The sequence below is a fragment of the Mesorhizobium sp. M0802 genome, assembly GCF_040320115.1.
Classification (GTDB): domain Bacteria; phylum Pseudomonadota; class Alphaproteobacteria; order Rhizobiales; family Rhizobiaceae; genus Mesorhizobium.
Genome location: NZ_JAMYOY010000008.1, coordinates 131,082 through 149,558 on the forward strand (window position 1 = coordinate 131,082; position 18,477 = coordinate 149,558).

The 18,477-nt window shown below is 65.1% G+C and carries 16 protein-coding genes; 5 read left to right on the forward strand and 11 right to left on the reverse strand.

Annotated features, from left to right (window positions below; translation table 11 throughout):
* Positions 1–21: 21 nt before the first annotated feature.
* Positions 22–474, reverse strand: coding sequence for a nucleoside deaminase (locus NKI10_RS14015; RefSeq protein ID WP_023730463.1), 453 nt, complete (start codon positions 472–474; stop codon positions 22–24).
* 180 nt (positions 475–654) lie between these two features.
* Here NKI10_RS14015 and NKI10_RS14020 point away from each other — a divergent pair, with 180 nt between their 5' ends.
* From NKI10_RS14020 to NKI10_RS14040, 5 genes are all read left to right on the forward strand, one after another.
* Positions 655–2,829 carry a pseudouridine synthase gene (locus tag NKI10_RS14020; RefSeq protein WP_352860483.1) on the forward strand — a complete coding sequence of 725 codons (2,175 nt, stop codon included), beginning with the start codon at positions 655–657 and terminating at the stop codon, positions 2,827–2,829.
* A gap of 47 nt (positions 2,830–2,876) precedes the next feature.
* Entirely contained in the window at positions 2,877–3,431 is a 555-nt protein-coding gene (gene rsmD / locus NKI10_RS14025; RefSeq protein ID WP_352860485.1) for a 16S rRNA (guanine(966)-N(2))-methyltransferase RsmD, read from the forward strand.
* 96 nt (positions 3,432–3,527) lie between these two features.
* A complete protein-coding gene (locus tag NKI10_RS14030) occupies positions 3,528–4,883 on the forward strand; it encodes a M16 family metallopeptidase (protein ID WP_023715212.1) in 1,356 nt (451 codons plus the stop codon).
* A gap of 188 nt (positions 4,884–5,071) precedes the next feature.
* Entirely contained in the window at positions 5,072–6,448 is a 1,377-nt protein-coding gene (locus tag NKI10_RS14035) for a M16 family metallopeptidase (RefSeq protein WP_352860488.1), read from the forward strand.
* Positions 6,445–7,317, forward strand: a complete 873-nt coding sequence (locus NKI10_RS14040; RefSeq protein ID WP_352460528.1) for a patatin-like phospholipase family protein — start codon at positions 6,445–6,447, stop codon at positions 7,315–7,317. The genes NKI10_RS14035 and NKI10_RS14040 overlap by 4 nt, the downstream gene beginning before the upstream one ends.
* Positions 7,318–7,485: 168 nt before the next feature.
* Here the strand turns inward: NKI10_RS14040 and NKI10_RS14045 are convergent, their stop codons facing one another.
* The 10 genes from NKI10_RS14045 to NKI10_RS14090 form a co-directional block, all read right to left on the reverse strand.
* Positions 7,486–8,022 carry a dihydrofolate reductase family protein gene (locus NKI10_RS14045; RefSeq protein ID WP_352860490.1) on the reverse strand — a complete coding sequence of 179 codons (537 nt, stop codon included), beginning with the start codon at positions 8,020–8,022 and terminating at the stop codon, positions 7,486–7,488.
* A 108-nt stretch (positions 8,023–8,130) separates the two neighbouring features.
* On the reverse strand, positions 8,131–8,799 hold the full coding sequence (locus tag NKI10_RS14050; RefSeq protein WP_352860492.1) for a 4'-phosphopantetheinyl transferase family protein: 669 nt from the start codon (positions 8,797–8,799) through the stop codon (positions 8,131–8,133).
* Positions 8,796–9,254, reverse strand: a complete 459-nt coding sequence (locus NKI10_RS14055) for a GNAT family N-acetyltransferase (RefSeq protein ID WP_352669868.1) — start codon at positions 9,252–9,254, stop codon at positions 8,796–8,798. Before NKI10_RS14055 ends, NKI10_RS14050 begins: the two co-directional genes overlap by 4 nt.
* Positions 9,254–13,342, reverse strand: a complete 4,089-nt coding sequence (locus NKI10_RS14060; RefSeq protein ID WP_352860495.1) for a Pls/PosA family non-ribosomal peptide synthetase — start codon at positions 13,340–13,342, stop codon at positions 9,254–9,256. Before NKI10_RS14060 ends, NKI10_RS14055 begins: the two co-directional genes overlap by 1 nt.
* A 305-nt stretch (positions 13,343–13,647) precedes the next feature.
* Positions 13,648–14,838, reverse strand: a complete 1,191-nt coding sequence (locus NKI10_RS14065) for an arabinose transporter (protein WP_352860497.1) — start codon at positions 14,836–14,838, stop codon at positions 13,648–13,650.
* A gap of 20 nt (positions 14,839–14,858) precedes the next feature.
* Positions 14,859–15,293, reverse strand: coding sequence for a lipocalin-like domain-containing protein (locus NKI10_RS14070; protein WP_352860499.1), 435 nt, complete (start codon positions 15,291–15,293; stop codon positions 14,859–14,861).
* A gap of 58 nt (positions 15,294–15,351) precedes the next feature.
* Positions 15,352–16,368 carry a zinc-dependent alcohol dehydrogenase family protein gene (locus NKI10_RS14075; protein ID WP_352860501.1) on the reverse strand — a complete coding sequence of 339 codons (1,017 nt, stop codon included), beginning with the start codon at positions 16,366–16,368 and terminating at the stop codon, positions 15,352–15,354.
* 25 nt (positions 16,369–16,393) lie between these two features.
* On the reverse strand, positions 16,394–16,789 hold the full coding sequence (locus NKI10_RS14080; RefSeq protein WP_352860503.1) for a (R)-mandelonitrile lyase: 396 nt from the start codon (positions 16,787–16,789) through the stop codon (positions 16,394–16,396).
* Between the two features lie 19 nt (positions 16,790–16,808).
* Positions 16,809–17,279, reverse strand: coding sequence for a cyclophilin-like fold protein (locus NKI10_RS14085; RefSeq protein ID WP_352860505.1), 471 nt, complete (start codon positions 17,277–17,279; stop codon positions 16,809–16,811).
* Positions 17,276–18,466: an MFS transporter gene (locus NKI10_RS14090; RefSeq protein WP_352860507.1), complete on the reverse strand. Its 1,191-nt coding sequence runs from the start codon at positions 18,464–18,466 to the stop codon at positions 17,276–17,278. Before NKI10_RS14090 ends, NKI10_RS14085 begins: the two co-directional genes overlap by 4 nt.
* Positions 18,467–18,477 lie beyond the last annotated feature (11 nt).

Here is an 18,477-nt window from a genome sequence, read left to right on the forward strand (position 1 = left end):
CGCCTTCGGTAGCTGAAGGCTCTACGTTTCGCGTCTTTCCCGAAAGAATTCCCTGAGCAGCAGCGCCGCATCGGCCTCGGCCATGCCCGGATAGATGTCGGGCGTATGGTGGCAGGTCGGCGAAGCGAAGAAGCGCACGCCGTTGACCACCGCGCCGCCCTTCTCGTCGGCCGCGCCGAAATAGAGCCGGCGCAGCCTGGCGAAGGAAATGGCGCCGGCGCACATGGCGCAGGGTTCCAGGGTCACATAGAGGTCGTGGCCGGTCAGCCGTTCGCTGGAGAGCGTTTGGCAGGCCGCGCGGATGGCCAGCATTTCGGCATGCGCCGTCGGATCGGCAAGTTCGCGGGTGCGGTTACCGGCGGATGCCACCACCGTGTCGCCGCTGGCGATGACGGCGCCAACCGGAACTTCTCCGCGCAAGGCGGCGGCTTGCGCCTCTTTCAGCGCCAGCGCCATGAAACCCGGCCGCTTCAAGCGGTTTCCATTCCGATTATCTCCTCGCCACTTGGCGGTGATCCTGTTATGGAGCGCGTCAACCCGAATATCGGAACAGATTTTCGGAAATGATCATGCGCCAAATCAAAGTGCTATAGCGTCCTTTGCGCGTCCGAAAGGATGCGCCACGCTGTAGCAGCGCAACAAGGCAAAGGCCACATGGACGACAACGACAAGAAATCTCCGCGCCACAAAGGCCCGGGCAAAAGCGGCCCTGGAGCCGCAGGGCCGCGCCGCGATGGCGCCGCCGGCAAAAGCGGCAAACCCTCCTTCGGGGCCAAGAAACCCTATTCACCGCGAGGCGCCCGGCCCGCAGCGGCTGAGGGCGAGCGGCCCAAGCGCGATTTCAAAAGTGGCGACCGGCCATTCAGCAAAGGTCCGCGTTCCGAAGGCAAACCCTACGAAAAGCGCGACGGACCGCGCAAGCCATATGCACCACGTGGCGATCGGCCGATGGCAGCCGAAGGCGAGCGCAAGCCGTATGAAAAGCGCGAAGGGCCGCGCAAGCCCTATGCGCCGCGTGGGGATCGCCCTATGGCGGCCGAGGGTGAACGCAAACCGTATGAAAAGCGCGAGGGGCCGCGCAAGCCTTATGCACCGCGCGGCGATCGGCCGGTTGCGGCCGATGGCGAGCGGCCAAAGCGCGATTTCAAGGGCGGCGATCGGCCATTCAGCATGGGGCCGCGTCCCGAAGGCAAGCCTTTCGAAAAGCGTGAAGGGCCGCGCAAGCCCTACGCACCGCGTGGCGATCGGCCTGCTTCCGCCGAGGGCGAAAAGCGTTTTGACCGGCCAAAGCGCGATTTTGGCGATCGCCCGCAGCGCGACGCCGGAGATCGTCCCAAGCGTGACTTCAGCGATCGCCCCAAGCGCGATTTCGGTGGTGACCGGCCGCAAGCATCTGGCGGCGCCTTCAAGCCGCGCCCGCGTCCGGCAGATGCGGAAGAAGCCGGCGAGCGTATCGCCAAGCGGTTGGCCCGCGCCGGCCTGGCGTCGCGCCGCGACGCCGAAGACCTGATCGCGGCGGGCCGTGTCAAGGTCAACAACCGGGCTTTGACCTCGCCGGCCTTCAACGTCATGCCGGGCGACATCATCCATCTCGACGGCATGGAGATCCCGCCGATCGAGCGCACCCGCCTGTTCCTGTTTCACAAGCCGGCCGGCGTCGTTACCACCAACCGCGACCCCGAGGGCCGCAAGACCGTGTTCGACGTGCTGCCGGCCGAATTGCCGCGGCTGATGACCATCGGCCGCCTCGACATCAACACCGAAGGCCTGCTGCTGCTCACCAATGATGGCGGTCTGTCGCGCGTGCTCGAACTGCCTGCCACTGGCTGGCTGCGCCGTTACCGCGTGCGCGTTCATGGCAAGGTCGAGGAAAGCATGCTCGCAGGCCTGCGTGAAGGCATTGCCGTCGACGGCGTCTTCTACGGCGCCATCGAAGCGACGCTCGATCGTGAACAAGGCACCAACGCGTGGCTGACGATCGGCCTGCGCGAAGGCAAGAACCGCGAAGTGAAGAACATCCTTGGATCGCTCGGCCTCGACGTGACGCGGCTGATCCGTATCTCCTACGGACCGTTCCAGCTCGACGATCTCGCCGAAGGCCATGTGCTGGAGATCAAGGGCCGCGTCTTGCGCGACCAGCTCGGCGAGCGACTGGTCGAGGAATCCGGCGCCAATTTCGACGCCGAGATCATCAAGCCGTTTTCCAACCAGCCGGTGCGGCGAGAGCGTGACGCGGAGCCGGAACGGCCGAAAGTCACCCGCGAGGGTGACCATCGGCCGATCGGTGAGGGCGGTCTGATCAAGAACCGCAAGCGCCGCGAAGGCAGCCGCGACGAAGCGCTCGGCAAGCTGTCGACCAGTCCCGAAAGGGGCGCGAGGCCGGAAAAGAGCTTTGGCGAACGCGGCCCGAGACCCGAGCGCAGCGAGTTTTCGGACAAGCCGCGCAGCGATTTTGGCGACAAGCCCCGTGGAGGCTTCGGCGACAAGCCGCGCGGCGCCTTTGGTGACAAACCGCGCGGCGGCAAGAAGCCCGAGCGCGAGCAGCGGCCGATCGATCCGCCGGGCCAGCGCAAGGCTAATGTCTGGATGGCGCCGGGCGCGCGTCCGATCGGCAAGGGCAGGGCGGAAGCCGATGCCGCCAAGGCGGCCGAGGCCAAGGCGCGCAAGGCGTCGTTCAAGCCGTCCTATGGCAAGCCGTCCTATGGCAAGCCGGCCTATGGCAAGCCGGGCGGAGCCAAGCCGTTCGGCAAGCCGGGTGGCGAGCGTCCGGATGGCGGTCGGGGCGGCGAGCGGCCACGCAACGGTCCCAAGGGCCCGAGGACCAGATGATGCCGGGACTTAAATGAGATCCGGCCTTAAATGAGACCCGGGCATAAATGAGAATCGTCGGCGGGCAATTTCGCGGGCGTCCGCTGGCGACGCCGCGCGACCATGCCATCCGCCCGACGACCGACCGCGCCCGCGAGGCCGTCTTCAACGTGTTGGCGCACCGCTTTGCCGACAAGCTCGACGGCGCGCGTGTGCTCGACCTTTTCGCCGGCACCGGCGCTCTCGGCCTCGAAGCGCTGTCGCGCGGCGCTTCCTATGGCGTCTTTATCGAAGAATCGGCCGAAGGGCGCGGCCTGATCCGCACCAATGTCGAAGCTTTTGGCCTTACCGGCCGCACCAAGATCTTCCGCCGCGACGCGACCGCCCTGGGTGAGGCCGGTACGCTTGCGGCATTCGGCCTGGTCTTCGCCGATCCGCCCTATGGCAAGGGCCTTGGCGAGCGCGCCCTGCGCTCGGCCAGGGATGGCGGCTGGTTGCTGCCCGGCGCGCTCTGCGTGGTCGAGGAAGCCGCCTCGGCGCCCTTCGAGATTGGGCCGGAATTCTCGGTGCTTGATGAACGAAACTACGGCGAGACGGTGGTCCGGTTCATCGAGCTTGCGTAAGGGTGGAGCGACCGGCGCCTTCAAAATGACGCACAATTCACTTTGCCTCCGCGGCTAACCTTCCCTATCGTCGCGCGATAACAACCGGAGCCATCAATGACATTTCATACTGAATGGCTGCGGAGAGCCTTGCTCGCCACCGCGCTGACCATGGCCGGCCCGGCCCTGGCCGCGGATGATGGCAAGGTGGCCAACTTCCTGCTCGACAATGGCATGGAGGTGGTGGTCATTCCCGATCATCGCGCCCCCATCGTCACCCATATGGTGTGGTACAAGATCGGCAGCGCCGACGAGCCGCCAGGCAAGTCCGGCATAGCGCACTTCTTCGAACACCTGATGTTCAAGGCCACGACCAACCACGCCGCGGGCGAGTTCGACCGCGCCATATCGGCCATCGGCGGCTCCAACAACGCCTTCACCTCATATGACTACACTGCCTTCCACGAGACGGTGGCGCCCTCGGCACTTGGTGAGATGATGAGCTTCGAGGCCGATCGCATGCGCAACCTCATCTTGACCGACGAGGTCATCAAGACCGAGCGCGACGTGATCCTGGAAGAGCGCCGCTCGCGCATCGACAGCAATCCGCAGGCGGTGCTCGACGAAGAGGTCGACGCGACGCTCTGGCAGAACCAGCCCTACCGCATTCCGGTGATCGGCTGGATGCAGGAGATGGAGCAGCTGAACCGCACCGATGCGGTTGCCTTCTATGACAAATACTACCGCCCCAACAATGCGGTGCTGATCGTGGCCGGCGATGTCGAGCCGGAGGTCGTGAAGGCGCTGGCCGAAAAAACCTATGGCAAGGTCGCGCGCGGTCCCGACCTGCCCCCGCGCATCCGCCCGGTCGAGCCGGAGCAGAACACCAAGCGCACGGTGACGCTCACCGATGGGCGCGTTTCGGTGCCGAGCTTTTCGACGCAATGGGTGGTTCCGTCCTACCACACGGCAAAACCCGGCGAGGCCGAGGCGCTCGACCTGCTGGGAGAGATCCTTGGCGGCGGCAGCCGCAGCAGGCTCTACCAGCAACTCGTGGTCAAGCAAGGCATCGCATCGGCGACCGGCGCCTTCTTCCAGGGTACGATGCTCGACGCCACCAATTTCACCGTCTATGGCGCGCCGCGCGGCGACGCCAAGCTGAGCGACGTCGAGGCGGCCGTCGACGCCGAGATCGCCCGCATCGTCAAGGACGGCGTCACCGCCGATGAGCTGGAGAAGGCCAAGGCCCGCTATATCAGGGCCATGATCTTCGCCCGCGACAAGCAGGACGAGATGGCCAATCTCTACGGCGCCGAGCTCGCCACCGGCGGCAACGTCAGGGATATCGAGGAATGGCCGGACCGCATTCGCAAGGTCACCGCCGACGAGATCAAGGCGGTCGCCGCACGCTATCTGCTGCTCGATCGTACGACGACCGGCTATCTCTTGCCGCAGCAACAGGCGGGGAATTGATGATGACGAGATTGAGCGTTAGCGCTGCCCCTCACCTGCCTACCGGCATCCTCTCCCCCTATAGTGACGGGGAGAGGGGCGCTGTCATCCTCGATTTCGCCAACCATCAGCGTCGTAAGAAGAGCGCCAGCGTCGCGGCGAGACCCCTTCTCCCCGTCACTATACGGGGAGAAGTGCCCGGCAGCGCGATGAGGGGCGGAGCTGACCTTGGCGATCAATGGCCTGATGCGATTGCTCATAGGCGCATCGCGGTTCTCCACGCCCTCGCCACACTGTTCCTCGGCATCTTCTTCCTCATCCTGCCGGCGCTTGCCGCGCACGCGATGGACATCCAACCGGTGACCTCGTCAAAGGGCGTCAATGCCTGGCTGGTCGAGGACCACTCCATTCCGATCGTCGCCATCCGCTTCGTCTTCGATGGCGGCTCGACGCAAGATCCGGCGGGGCGGGAAGGGTTGGTCAATCTGATGACCGGCCTGTTCGACGAGGGCGCCGGCGACCTCGACAGCGAGGCCTTCCAGATCAAGCTTGACGATGCCGGCGCCGAAATGGGCTTCGAAGCGGCGCGCGACGGCACCTATGGCGCGATGCGGATGCTGGCCGAGCAGAAGGACGCGGCCTTCGACCTGCTCAGGCTGGCGGTCACCAGCCCGCGCTTCGACCAGGCGCCGATCGACCGCATCCGCGCCCAGATCCTGTCCGGCATCATCGCCAATGAGCGTGACCCCAACACCGTCGCGCAAACCAAATGGCTGCGCGCGATCTATGGCGAACATCCGTATTCCAGGCCCGACCAGGGCACCAAGGACAGCATCGCCACCATCACGGCGGCGGATCTGGCTGCCTTCCACAAGGCCAATTTCGCCCGCAGCGGCCTGCATGTCGCGGTGGTCGGCGACATAGATGCCGCGACGCTGAAACGGAAGCTCGATGAGGTCTTCGGCGACCTGCCGGAAAAGCAGGTGCTGCAACCGGTTGCCGATACCGAACTGAAGCTGGGCCAGCAGCTCGAGGTCGACTACGACCTGCCGCAGACCTCGCTGCAGTTTGCCTACCCCGGTGTGAAGCGCGATGCGCCGGATTTCTTCCCCGCGGTGCTGATGAACCAGATTCTCGGCGGCGGCACCTTCACCTCGCGCCTCTATGACGAGGTGCGGGAAAAGCGCGGCCTGGCCTATTCCGTCGATTCCAACCTGGTCGATCACCAGCATTCCAACGCGCTGATCATCACCACCGCAACGCGTTCCGATCGCGCCGCCGAGACGCTCGGCATCGTCAAGGAGGTGGTCAAGAAGATGGCCGAGGAGGGGCCGACCGAGGCCGAACTGGACGCCACCAAGAAATACATGGTCGGCTCCTATGCTATCAGCAATCTGGATTCTTCCAGCGCCATTGCCGCGACCCTGGTGGAATTGCAACTCGACAATCTCGGCATCGATTACGTGCAGCGCCGCCCGGCGCTCATCAACGGTGTGACGCTCGATCAGGTCAAGGCAGCGGCGAAGAAGCTGCTGACGCCGGCGCCCGCGATCATGAGCATCGGACCGAAGCTGGAGGGCAAATGACGAGCTCCACCTCGGGCCCCACCTTCGGTATCGCCTTTGGCGGCGGCGGCGCGCGCGGCCTCGCCCATATCCACATCGTCGAGGCGCTGAACGAGCTCGGCATCAAGCCCGTGGCCATCGCCGGCTCCTCGATCGGCGCCATCATGGGCGCCGGCATGGCCTCGGGCATGAGCGGCAAGGACATCGAGGACTACGCCCGCTCGATCCTCGGCCGCCGCGCCGAGGTGGCGGCGCGCATGTGGCGCTCGCGTCCCGGCACCATCGCCGAGGCGATGCAGGGCGGCATCCGCGTCAGCCAGTTCAACATAGAGCGCATCTTGAAGGCGTTCCTGCCGGAAGCCATCCCGGAAACCTTCGCCGAGCTGAAAATCCCGCTGAAGGTGACGGCGACGGACTATTTCGGTCACAAGCTGGCCGTCTTCGACGAGGGCGACCTGCATTCGGCGCTCGCCGCCTCGGCTGCCATTCCCGCCGTGTTCCGCCCGGTGACGCGCGACGACCGCGTGCTGATCGACGGCGGCATCTACAATCCGGTGCCGTTCGACCTGATCGAAGACGCCGCCGACATCATCATCGCGATCGACGTCGTCGGTGCGCCGAGCGAGGCCGAGCGCAAGCACCCGACCACGGTCGACCTGATGTACGGCGCCACGCAATTGATGATGCAGTCGATCATCGCCCACAAGCTGAACCAGCGCCCCCCCGACATACTGATCCGCCCGCCGGTGTCGAAATACCGCGTGCTCGATTTCATGAAGATCGACACGCTGCTTGCCGAGACGCAGGAGGTCAAGGACGAACTGAAGCGCGAGGTGGAAAGAGTGGTCGAGGCGCGTGCCAAGGGCAAGCGGGGGAAGAAAGTAGGGTGAGCTGCCGATCTCCCCCCTCGAGGGGGAGATGGCCGGCAGGCCAGAGGGGGTCGTCTCGCGTGAAGCTAGACCTCCTACTGTCGATAGGAGGTTGCGTCAGGACGGACCGACCGCCTCTGTCGCCTTCGGCGACATCTCCCCTCACGGGGAGATTACCCCACCAGCGTCTCACACCCTCCCAGCCGCATATTCCAGCGCCACCACGCCATTGCTGAACTGTACGGTCGAGATCGGCTCCAACGCCACCGGCATATCGGGCGGGAACAGCTTCTTGCCCTCCCCGACGGAGCCAGGGTAGCTCAGCAGCCTGACGCGATCGACCAGACCATGGCGCAGCAATTCCCGCGCGACGCTCAGGCTGCCATGCACATAGATGTTGCCGCCGCTGCCCTGCTTCAGCGCCCGGACCGCTTCCGGCAACGCACCCGTCAGCAGCTCGGCCGGTTTCCAGTCAAGTGCCTTCAGGGTTGTCGACGCGACATATTTCGGCAGCGCATTGAACCGGTCGGCGAAGCCTCCGGTTTCCTTGGGCCAAGAGCCGGCAAAAATCTCGTAGGTCGTGCGCCCCAGAAGCATGGCCCCGCTGTCGGCAAGCTCGTCCTCCTTGAACCTTTGCATCTCATCGTTCCAGGTCACGCTGGGCAGCTTCTCGACTTCGGCGATGCCATCGATGCTGATGAACTCGGTGACAATAAGGTTTCTCATGGCGCTCTCCTTCTTCTGTCAAAGGACGAACCGCGTGAGCCTTTTGCGACCGCTCTGCGAAAAAAATGCGCTTTGTTGAGCAGTTGTCGGGCGCTGGTCCATTCGCGCTTAAAGGGGTGCGCTTCGGGCACCATCGACGAACGCCAGAACGACCACGCACGGAGCAACGCAGTAAACCAGTCTCGCTCTGCGGCCCGTCTTCGTCACAGCGTCGCTTGCGTCGAGATCGACGGTGATGTCCTCATAGCCCAGCACTTCGCCATCAAGCGGGTAGGCGGCCTTGTAGACAGCTTCCTTGGCGGCAAAAAGGATGCGACCGGCAAGATACGGGTCGGTTGCGTCGATCCGGTCAGCGGGGACTGCAACCAGCGCGAAGATGTCGTCGGGCAGGGGCAAAGCGGGCTCGATATCGATGCCGAGCGAGGCGACGTGGGAGAGCGGCGCGACGGCCGCCACGGCTATCTCGTCGTCGTGAGCCAGCGACCCCGTTACTCCATGAGGCCATACCGGTGCGCCGGAGGAGCCGCGGAGGATAGCGACGTCGTTCAAGCCCATATCCGCCAGCAGCTCGTGCGCGATCCACCGCGCCGCGCCACTCGCCCGCCGGATCAGCGGCAGGCGTGACGGGATGGAGCGTGCTTCCTGCGGCAGCAAATGGTTCTCATCGCCTTCGCGGATCGTGCGGCATCCGATCCGAACGCCGGCCGGCGTCATGGCGGCCATCGCCGCCAGCAGATGCGCCGACAGGCTGGCGCCGGCATCGAGCGACCGTGTCATGGCTGGCCGCCCGGCAGAGCGAGTTCGGCGATCATTTCCCCGTCCTCGTCCAGTCCCTCTTCGACGAAACCGGCAGCGCGATAGAGGCGGCGTGCCGCTTCATTCCCAGGTTCGTAGCAGATCGAAACGTGGCTGATGTGGCCGAGCCCCATGATTTCATCCAGCACTTCGCGCAAAGCGGCCTTGCCGAAGCCTTGGCCCTGATGAACGCGATCGATCATGAAGCGGTAGATCCGCGCCTCGTCGTCGTCCTGCGGCGCCTCATACATCAGGAAACCGACGACGCGATCCCCTGCCATGACGACGCGCGGCCGTGCGTCCCCGTCGGTTTCGGCTTCGTCCAGCGACTCCGCATTGCTGGCGACAAAATCCATCTGATCCGCGGCCAGTTCCAGAGCCGCGACCAGGGCCCGGTTGGCCGCAGTCACCGAAACGAGGCGGATGTCTGCGCTCATCAAGCCGTTGCCTTGACGCTATCCTCCGGCACCGGCGTGACGAAGCGATGCAGCTTGGCCGGGTTGCCCCGCCAGATCGAGTTGGGCTCCAGCTCTTCGCCCTTCATCACGAAGGAGTCCGCGTCGACCATCGAGCCTTTGCCCATCACCACGCCGTAGTGGACAAAGGCGGAAGGTCCGAGCGTGCAACCATCGCCGATGCGGATGAAATCGGACTTGAACGCGCCTTCTTCCAGCGAATGGGCCTGGATCACGCAGCCCTCGTTGAGCGTGACGTCGTCGCCGATCTCGACCAGCGAACGCTCGGTCAAATTGCTGCCGCCGTCATAGACCCGCCTGCCGACCTTGACGCCCAGCAGGCGCAGGATCATCGGCCGGAACGGCGTGCCGGCGAACAGGCGCACGATGGGCGAATCCGCCAGCTTCCAGTGGCGTTCGTGGCGCCAGAAGGCGACGTCGTAGATCGTCGTCATCTGCGGCTTCAGCCGGCCAAAGCCAAGGCTTGCCCGCTCGACCAGAATGTAGAACGGAATGGTGATCGCCGAGGTCAAAAGCACAGCGGCGAACAGGGCGACCTCCGCCCATTCCGTATAGTAGTTCAGCGCCCGGTCCCAGATCGCCAGCGTGACGAACAGCATGACCCATTGCGTTGCCAGGAACAGAAGAATGGTCACCAGGTTGTGGCGGTTCTTGTGCGGGATGCGCCGGCGCCGGTCGGCCTCGTCGACGCCGGCGATAAGCTCCTTGTCGCGGTTCACCATGCGCGGGATTTCAAACGCGGGCGAACCGAGAAGGCCGACATTGTGGCGCACCGGCCCGTCGATGGGGATCATCACCTTGGTGCCGAGCAGCACGTTGTCGCCGGTGCGGCCGTCCGGGGGATAATAGATGTTGTTGCCGAGATAGTTGCGTTCGCCGATGCGCGTCGGCTCGAGCCTGAAGGCCGAGGCGGATTTGTGCATGTTGATCATGAACAGCCCGTCCGAGACCATGGTCTCGGTGCCGATCTCGCACAGAAGCGGATTTTCGTGCTGCTGGTTGGAGCCGAAATTGGAGCCGGTCTGCACCACTCTGTTGAGGTTCCAGCCGATGGCGCGCATGTAGTGCACGATGGCCGAGCTGTCGCCGGCCAGGAGCCCGAGCACGCGGGAATTGCTGGCGAATTCGGCGACGGTCTGCAGCCAGTAGCGGAAACCGTAAAGCGTGTAGGTGCGGCCCGGCTTCAAGATGAGGCTGGTCAGGCGCGGCACCAGCGTCGCTGCCAGGAAAGCCGCCGCGATATAGCCGAAAAGCGTGACCGTGGTGCCGATTGCGACAAGGCCGATCGTCTCCTGATAGTCGTCGCCGACATATTCCCAGTAGCTGTGGAACAGGAGCGGCAGCGGGGTGACGAGGCCAAACAGGCCGATCAGCTGCAGCGCTTCATAGAGGAAGCGCCGGACCTGGTAAGGATTGACATTGCGCACCTTGCAATAGTCCGCCGTGGTCGGCACCGCCGGCGATCCATGCCAGTGCTCGCCGTCGGGAATGCTTTGCCCGCGATGCAGCGAGGACGAATGGCCGAGCTGGGCGCCGTTGCCGATCCTGGTGTCGATGTCGAGCGTGGAGCCGACGCCGACGAAGGCATCGCGGCCGATGGTCAGCGGCCCGGTGTGGATATAACCGGACTGGGCCCTGAAGCCGAGGATCATCGATTCCTTGCGCAGGATGGTGTTGGCGCCGATGGAAATAAGATCCGTGCAGACGGGCACGGATTTCGATTCGATGACGGCGTTTTTCCCGAGCTTGGTGCCGAGCAGCTGCAGATAGAGGCTGTAGAGCGGGCTGCCGCGGAACAGCACGACGGGCGCGGTGCGGATCAATGTCTTGACCACCCAGAAGCGGAAGTAGCGCACGCCCCAGATCGGAAACGCCTCGGCCTTCCACCGGCCGATGAGCACCCATTTCGCAAGGACGGCAAAGCCCGACATGCCGAAGAACACGGCCGCCGAAAGCGCCACGCACCGGATATAGAGCTGCAGCGGATCGTCGAGCGCGTCATACATCCAGTTGAGGCCGTCATTGATCGCCCAGAGCGCCACGTAGCTGTAGAGGCCGTAGAACGAAAGCTGCGCCGCGCCGCAGGTCCAGTAGGCGAAATTCGAGGCCCGGCGGGTGAGGACCGGCTCGTTGGTTGCCGTCGTCATCTCCTCCGCTACCCCCAGATGCAGCGCCAGGCGCGCCACTGTGGGATAGAGATAGATGTCGCGCATCGACGACGTCGCCCATTCCTTCCTGGTGCGCACGCGCGCGCAGAAATGCGCCATCAGCAAGGAGTTGGCGCCGAGATCGTCGAAGAAGTGATCCTCGACCGACACCGCGTCGAATTTCAGCACCGTGGCCAGCGCTTCCGCCAGGAATCGCTCGTCCTCATTGCCGGGCGGCACCATTGTGCGATCGGCCGAAAGCCGGACGCTCGTCGGCTTCGGCAGTTGGCGCAGGTCTACCTTGTTGGAGACGGTCATCGGGATGGCGGGCAGCTCCTCCAGATAGGCGGGCACCATATAGTCCGGCAGCCGCCGCTTCATCGTCTGGGCGAGATCCCCTCGGGAAATCGCCGCTACGCCGGTTTTAAGCGCGTAATAGGCAACCAGTTCGACGCGGCCGGGCTCGATCTCCCAGGTGGTGACGGCGGCCTGCGCGATCTCGGGCTGGTCGAGCAGCACCGCCTCGATCTCGCCGAGCTCGATGCGATATCCGCGAATCTTCACCTGCGTGTCGATGCGCCCGGCATACTCGATCTCGCCGCTATCGTTGATCCGGCCGAGGTCGCCGGTGCGGTAGATGCGCTGCGACGGGTTGTTCGGCAGGCCGACGAAATCGGCGATGAATTTCTGGTCGGTCAGGTCCGGCCGGTTCAGATAACCGACGGCGAGCCCGATGCCGGCAATGCCGATCTCGCCCAGTTCACCGGGCTCGGCAAGTTGCGGCAGCGAAGCGTCGAGAATGACGATGGAGTAAGTCGGCAACGGCGCGCCGATCGTGACGGGACTGTCCGGCGTCAGCGCCCCCATCGACGCGGTGACGGTCGCCTCGGTCGGCCCGTAGGTATTGAGGATCTGCCGGCCCGGCTTCGACCAGCGCACCACCAGATTGTGCGGGCAGGCCTCGCCGCCCACCAGAAGCGTGCGCAGGCTGGGAACGTCCGATGTCATCGATGACAACAATGTCGGGCTGCAGGCCATGCAGGTGATGTCATGGAGGCGCAGGAAATCCGCCAGTTCCTCGCCCACCAGCGGCATCTGGCCAGGTGCCGGCACCACCGTCGCGCCGGCGACGAACGGCACCCAGATCTCTTCGGAGGAAAAGTCGAAGGCAATGGTCATGCCCTGATACACCCGGTCGCCCGGCCGGTAGCCGTAGGAGGCGGCCGCGACGTGTATGAAATTGACGAAGCTCTGGTGCGTGATGACCACGCCCTTGGGCTTGCCAGTGGTGCCCGAGGTATAGAGGATGTAGCAAATGTCGTCGGCCGCCTGCGGCTTCAGCGGCGCGGGCGACTGCGCGGAAATCTCGGCGGCGGCGCTGTCGATCAGCACATGCGGAACGGGCAGTTGACCGGCGCGCGACGCATAGGCGGCGATGGTGATGATCATGCTGACGCTGGCGTCTTCGATGATGAGCGCCATCCGCTCCTGCGGAAAAGCGGTGGCCAGCGGCACGAAGGCAGCGCCCGCCTTCATCACCGCCAGCAAGGCGACATAGGTCTCCGCCGACCGGTCGAGAATGAGCCCGACCCGGTGGCCCGGCCGCACGCCGTGCTTGATCAGCATGCGGGCGAACTGGTTGGCGCGGCTGTTCAGCTCCTGATAGGTCCACACGCGCCCTTCGGAGATCACCGCCGGCAGTGCGGCAAACGTTACGGCGAGCTGCTCGAACACCGTATCGAGCCGCTCACCCGGCTGCCGGGCAAAGTCGGCGCCCGTCAGGACCTGGCCGTTCCTTGCCGGGCCGCGAGCGATCCGTGCCAGCGCATCGATGCCTGGCAGGCCGCCGATCGGTGTTGCCGCGTCGCTGTCCAGTTCGGCGATATCGTAGTCCATGTCCATACTTTCTCGTCCTCGCCGGGCATTGCCCGGCTGTTCATGCCGCCGCTGGAGCAGGCACTGCGCCGCCGCTGCGATTTTGTTGGTGGAGGGCTTCCAAAAAGGAAGTGCCCGGAATCCCGACGGGGAAGCTTATGCCACCCGATCTTTTCGCCGGTTTTTCCGAACTGTTGAATTTTGTTTCTGGAGTGTGTCTGGGCGGGGATTTGCCGGGCCTCGTTGACCCTTGCGGGGCAGGGGTTCAGCCTCAGTGGCGACCCGGAAAGAGACTATGAGCGAACCTCATGCGGACGGCGTCGGCGAGCTGTCTATAATGGAGCGCTACGGCGACCCAGCAGCAGAGCGATGCCCAACGCCGGAAGCGTCGCCGCCGCGACGGCGAAGAAGACGAATTGCAGCCCCGTCGACGCGGCGACCAGGCCGAGCGCCGGACTGCCGAAGCCGAGCGCCACGTCGAGGAAGACGGTGTAGAGTCCCATGGCCAGGCCGCGGCTGCGCGACGGAAGATGGCTTACGGCCTCGGCGCCGAGGCCGGGATAGACCAGCGAGTAGCCGAGGCCAGTCAGACCCGCTCCGATTGCGGCGACAACAGGCCCGGTCGCAAGCCAGATCAGCATCAGCCCTGCCGCCTCGACCGCGACGAAGATCACGGCGACGCGTGCGCCTCCAAGCCTGTCGGGCAGGTGGCCGAAGCACAGCCTTGCCACAATCAGAGACGCAGCATAGGCCGTGAAAGGAAGCCATACCGGCTGCCAGCCCCGCTCGGCGAAGAGCAGGGCGCCGAAGCCCAGAATAGCACCATAGCCGAGGCTGCTGAAAGCAGCTCCGACGCCAGGAAGCCAGACCGCTTTCGCCACGCTCCTCCATGACTGCGGCACGCTGCCCGCGGCGGCGCCGGTGCCGCGCATCGGCAGGATGGCAAGCAGCGTCGCCAGCGGCAGGAGGATCGTCGCGAGCGCGATCGCGGTGAAACCGCTCGCTGCATAAAGCGCAGATCCGACTGGCGCCCCCAGCGCGAGCGCCGCAAACATCGCCGTGCCCACCCAGGCTATGACTTTTCCGGAGTTCTGTCCGCCCGCAACGGAGAGGCCCCACGCGACGCCGCCGGTGATGATGAAGCTCTCGGACGCGCCCAGTACCGCCCGTCCGGCGAACAGCGCCGATGCGGACGCTACCGGCCGGTCGAGCAATGCCAGTGAGCCGAGGTAAAATGACCCGGCCAGGGCAGCGGCAATGAGGCCGAGGACGACGGCCCGCTTGCCCCCGCGCCCATCTGCATAGTTGCCAGCCCCGATGCGCGACAGCATCGAGGCGACGAACTGGCTGCCCGTCACCAGTCCCACTGCGAAGGGGCCGAAGCCAAGCTGCTGGTGAAGATGCAGCGGCAGGACGGGTAGCGCCAGGCCGATCAGCAGGAAGCCGGCGAAGACGGCCGCCATGATCGGTACCAGCTCCGCCATGACGCCATTTCGGTCTGACATCCGCGCCATTTTGGCCATCGGTAACCCAACTGTTCGGATCAGTAGCGTTCGTAGGTTACGCGCCAGCCTTCGGCCGGGTTGTCCGGCGTGAGGACCAGTTTGTTGTCCGAGACCTCGAATTTGCGTTTCATGCTCTTGCCGACAAGGTTACGGACCAGGGAGGACTCGATGGTGATGACGAAGGTCTTGTCCTGGTCGTTGATGGCGACCGGCCCGTAATAGGCTTCGTAGCCATTCGCCGTGTAAGGCGTGTCCGGCGCCTTGGGGTCGGGGTTCTGCGCCTGCACAGCGAGGGTGCCGGCCCCGGTGAAGATGACCTGGCCGGAATAGGACACGGGCTTGAGGTTTCCCTCGGCGCCGGCCTCGAGCGAAATCATGCGCCATGCGCCGATGATCGCGGACTCTTGCGAGAAAGCCGGCGTGGCGACCGAAAGCGCAAGCGCAAGGGCGGCAATCTTCAATCTCATAGTCATATGTCGTTGTTCCTTTTCTGAGTTGTGGGAGCGCACAGGCCGTCCGCCCGATCTTTGCTCACACCGAAAGCATGACCTTGATGGCGCGACGCTCGTCCATGGCGCGATAGCCTTCAGCGACCTCGGCCAACGGCAGCTTGAGGTCGAAGACCTTGCCGGGCTTGATCCGACCTTGCAGCACACGGTCCATCAGGTCGGGCAGGAAGCGGCGCACCGGCGCCGGGCCGCCCAGCATGCGTTTCTGGCCGAAGAATAGTTTTTGGCCGTCGAAGTTCACGCCATGCGGCACGCCGACATAGCCGATGGTGCCGCCTGGGCGGGAGCAGGCCAGCGCCTGGTCGAAGGATTCTCCCGTGCCGACGCATTCCAGCACGGAGTCCGCGCCGACGCCCTTGGTGAGTTCCTTGATGCGGGCCACGCCTTCCTCGCCGCGCTCGGCGACGATTTCGGTGGCGCCGAACTCGCGGGCGAGCTTTTGGCGGCTGGCGTGCCGGCTCATGGCGATGATGCGCTCGGCGCCCATCTCCTTGGCCGCAAGCACGCCCATCAGGCCGACCGCACCATCGCCGACCACGACCACCGTCGATCCTTCGCGGACCTCGGCTGCGTCGGCCGCATACCAGCCGGTGCCGAGCACATCGGACACAGCCAGCAGGTCAGGGATGAGGTCGGCCGGCGGCACCTCGGCGGTGGCGACCAGTGTGCCATCGGCCAAGGGTACGCGAGCGTAAGGCGCCTGCGCGCCCGACATGAACTCGCGCTGCACGCAAGACGACTGGAAGCCGAAGCGGCAATGCGGGCAGGTGTTGTCCGAGAGGCAGAATGACCCGACGACGAACTGGCCGGGGCGGACCGTGCGCACCTCTGCGCCGACCTCGACGACGATGCCGCAATATTCGTGGCCCATATGCATCGGCCCGGCGACCGGCTGCAGCCCGCGATAGGGCCACAGGTCCGAGCCGCAGATGCAGCTTGCCGACAGCTTGATGATGGCGTCCGTCGGCCGCATGATTTTCGGATCGGCGATTTCCTCGCAGCGTATGTCGCCCGGTTTGTGAAGAACGGTTGCAAGCATGTTGGTTCCTTTCCAGGGGAGAAGATCAGGCGCCGTAGTCGGCGTCGCTGACATGTTCCAGCCAGTCCACGACCTTGCCGTCCTTGACCTCCTGGAGGGCGATGTGGGTCATGGCGGTCTGAGGCGACGCGCCGTGCCAGTGCTTTTCGCCGGGCGCGAACCAGACGACGTCGCCCGGACGGATTTCCTCGACCGGGCCACCCTGGCGCTGCACGCGGCCCAGGCCGGAGACGACGATCAGCGTCTGGCCGAGCGGATGCGTGTGCCAGGCCGTGCGGGCGCCGGGCTCGAAGGTCACCTGTGCGCCTTGAACCCGCTCGGCGTCGAAGGGATTGAACAGCGGATCGATCCGCACCGTTCCGGTGAACCAGTCAGGTGGTCCCTTGCCGGAAGGCCTGGTGCCGGCGCGAAGAATGTCCATGGTGATCTCCTTTGCGTCCTCAAATGCGTTCGATGCGAAGCGGGAATTTGCCGCGAATGTGCAGGGCCTGCTCGCCCTCGTCGAAGCGGCCAAGCCTGATCAGCCCGGGATGGCGGTAGTCGGCGTAGAACATGGCCAGGTTGCCCCAGGGCATGAAATAGCACAGGTAATAGGGCTGCTCGTCGGCGAACGGACCGCTTCCCTCCTCGGTCAGCTTGCGCGGCAGATAGGCGATCTTCTCGTTATGGGCGTAGTCCTCGATCTCGAGGTCGAGCGGCAGCATGGAGAAGAAGTCGCGCGCCGACGGATTGTCGTAGAGCGTGGCGGTCATGGTGCGGCCGTTGAAAACCATCCTGATCTTCATGTCGGTGGGCTCCTGGCTGACGGGAGATTGGCTTTCCTGGCCGGCGGCTGTGCGAGGCAGGGCCGCCACCGCGAGCGCGACGCCGAGCAATGTCCGGCGGCTGAGCGGCGCACGTTCGATTGTCATGGCAGAGACCTCCGGGCCATATGCGCTGCGGCAAGGGCGGCGAGCGCCGATCCGCAGAGCAGCAGCGCGCCCAGAGTGAACGGTCCCCACCAGCCGACCGTATCGAAGAGCGTGCCGCCGATCGCGGCGCCGCCGGTGATGGCGAGCTGGATGACGGCTACCTGCAACCCGCCGCCGGCCTCCGCGTCGTTCGGCAATGTTCGGCTGAGCCACGTGCCCCAACCGACCGGCGCGGCCATGCCGAAGAAGCCCCAGGCAACAAGCAGCAGCGCTGTGGGACCCGGGAGTGCACCGAAGGCGATGAGCGCGGCGGCCAGCGCAGCCATGACCAGCGGGATGACGGTGAGGATGCTGAACAGACGCGTGCGCAAAAGCCGGCCGACGCACCATGTTCCGAGCACCCCGGCCAGCCCCATCGCCAGCAGGACCGCCGAGAGGGCGGCGATGTCGAGCCGCGTGACGTTCTCGAGGAAGGGCCGCAGATAGGTGAAGAGCGCGAACTGGCCCATGAACAGCATCATGATCGACGCCATGCCGGTGGCGACGGGAAGACGGCCGAACAGCGTCAGCGGATTGCCGGCACGCTTCCGCCGGCGCGGCGGCAGCGCCGGCAGGCTTGTCCACTGCCAGGCCAGCGCCAGGAGCCCAAACGGCACGACGAGGAAGAAAGCGCCGCGCCAGCCGACATAGGCGCCAAGAAAACTGCCCAGCGGCGCGGCGATGGTGGCCGCAATGGCATTGCCGGCGTTCAGCATGGCGAGACCCTTCGGAACCATGTCTTGCGGCACGAGGCGCATGACGATCGCGGTCGACATCGACCAGAACCCGCCGATCGCGATGCCGAGCAGCGCCCGGCCGACCATGAACAACGCGTAGTTAGGCGCGAAGGTAACAGCCAGACCGGACACGATGAGGAGGAGGGTGAAGCCGGTCACGACCAGTCGGCGGTCGATGTGGCGCGTGAGGCCGGCGACCAGCAGGCTGGTCACGACGGCGAAAGCGCCCGAAATCGAGATCGCCTGTCCCGCGCGGCCCTCGGTGATGCCGAGATCGGCCGCTAGCGGCGACAGCAGGCTGACCGGCATGAATTCCGACGCGATGAGCACGAAAACACACAGCGCCATCGACAACACCGCGCCCCATGCGGCGCGGTTTTCAACAAGCCTTGTGTCGTACGTGGTTTCCATGGTTCGCATCC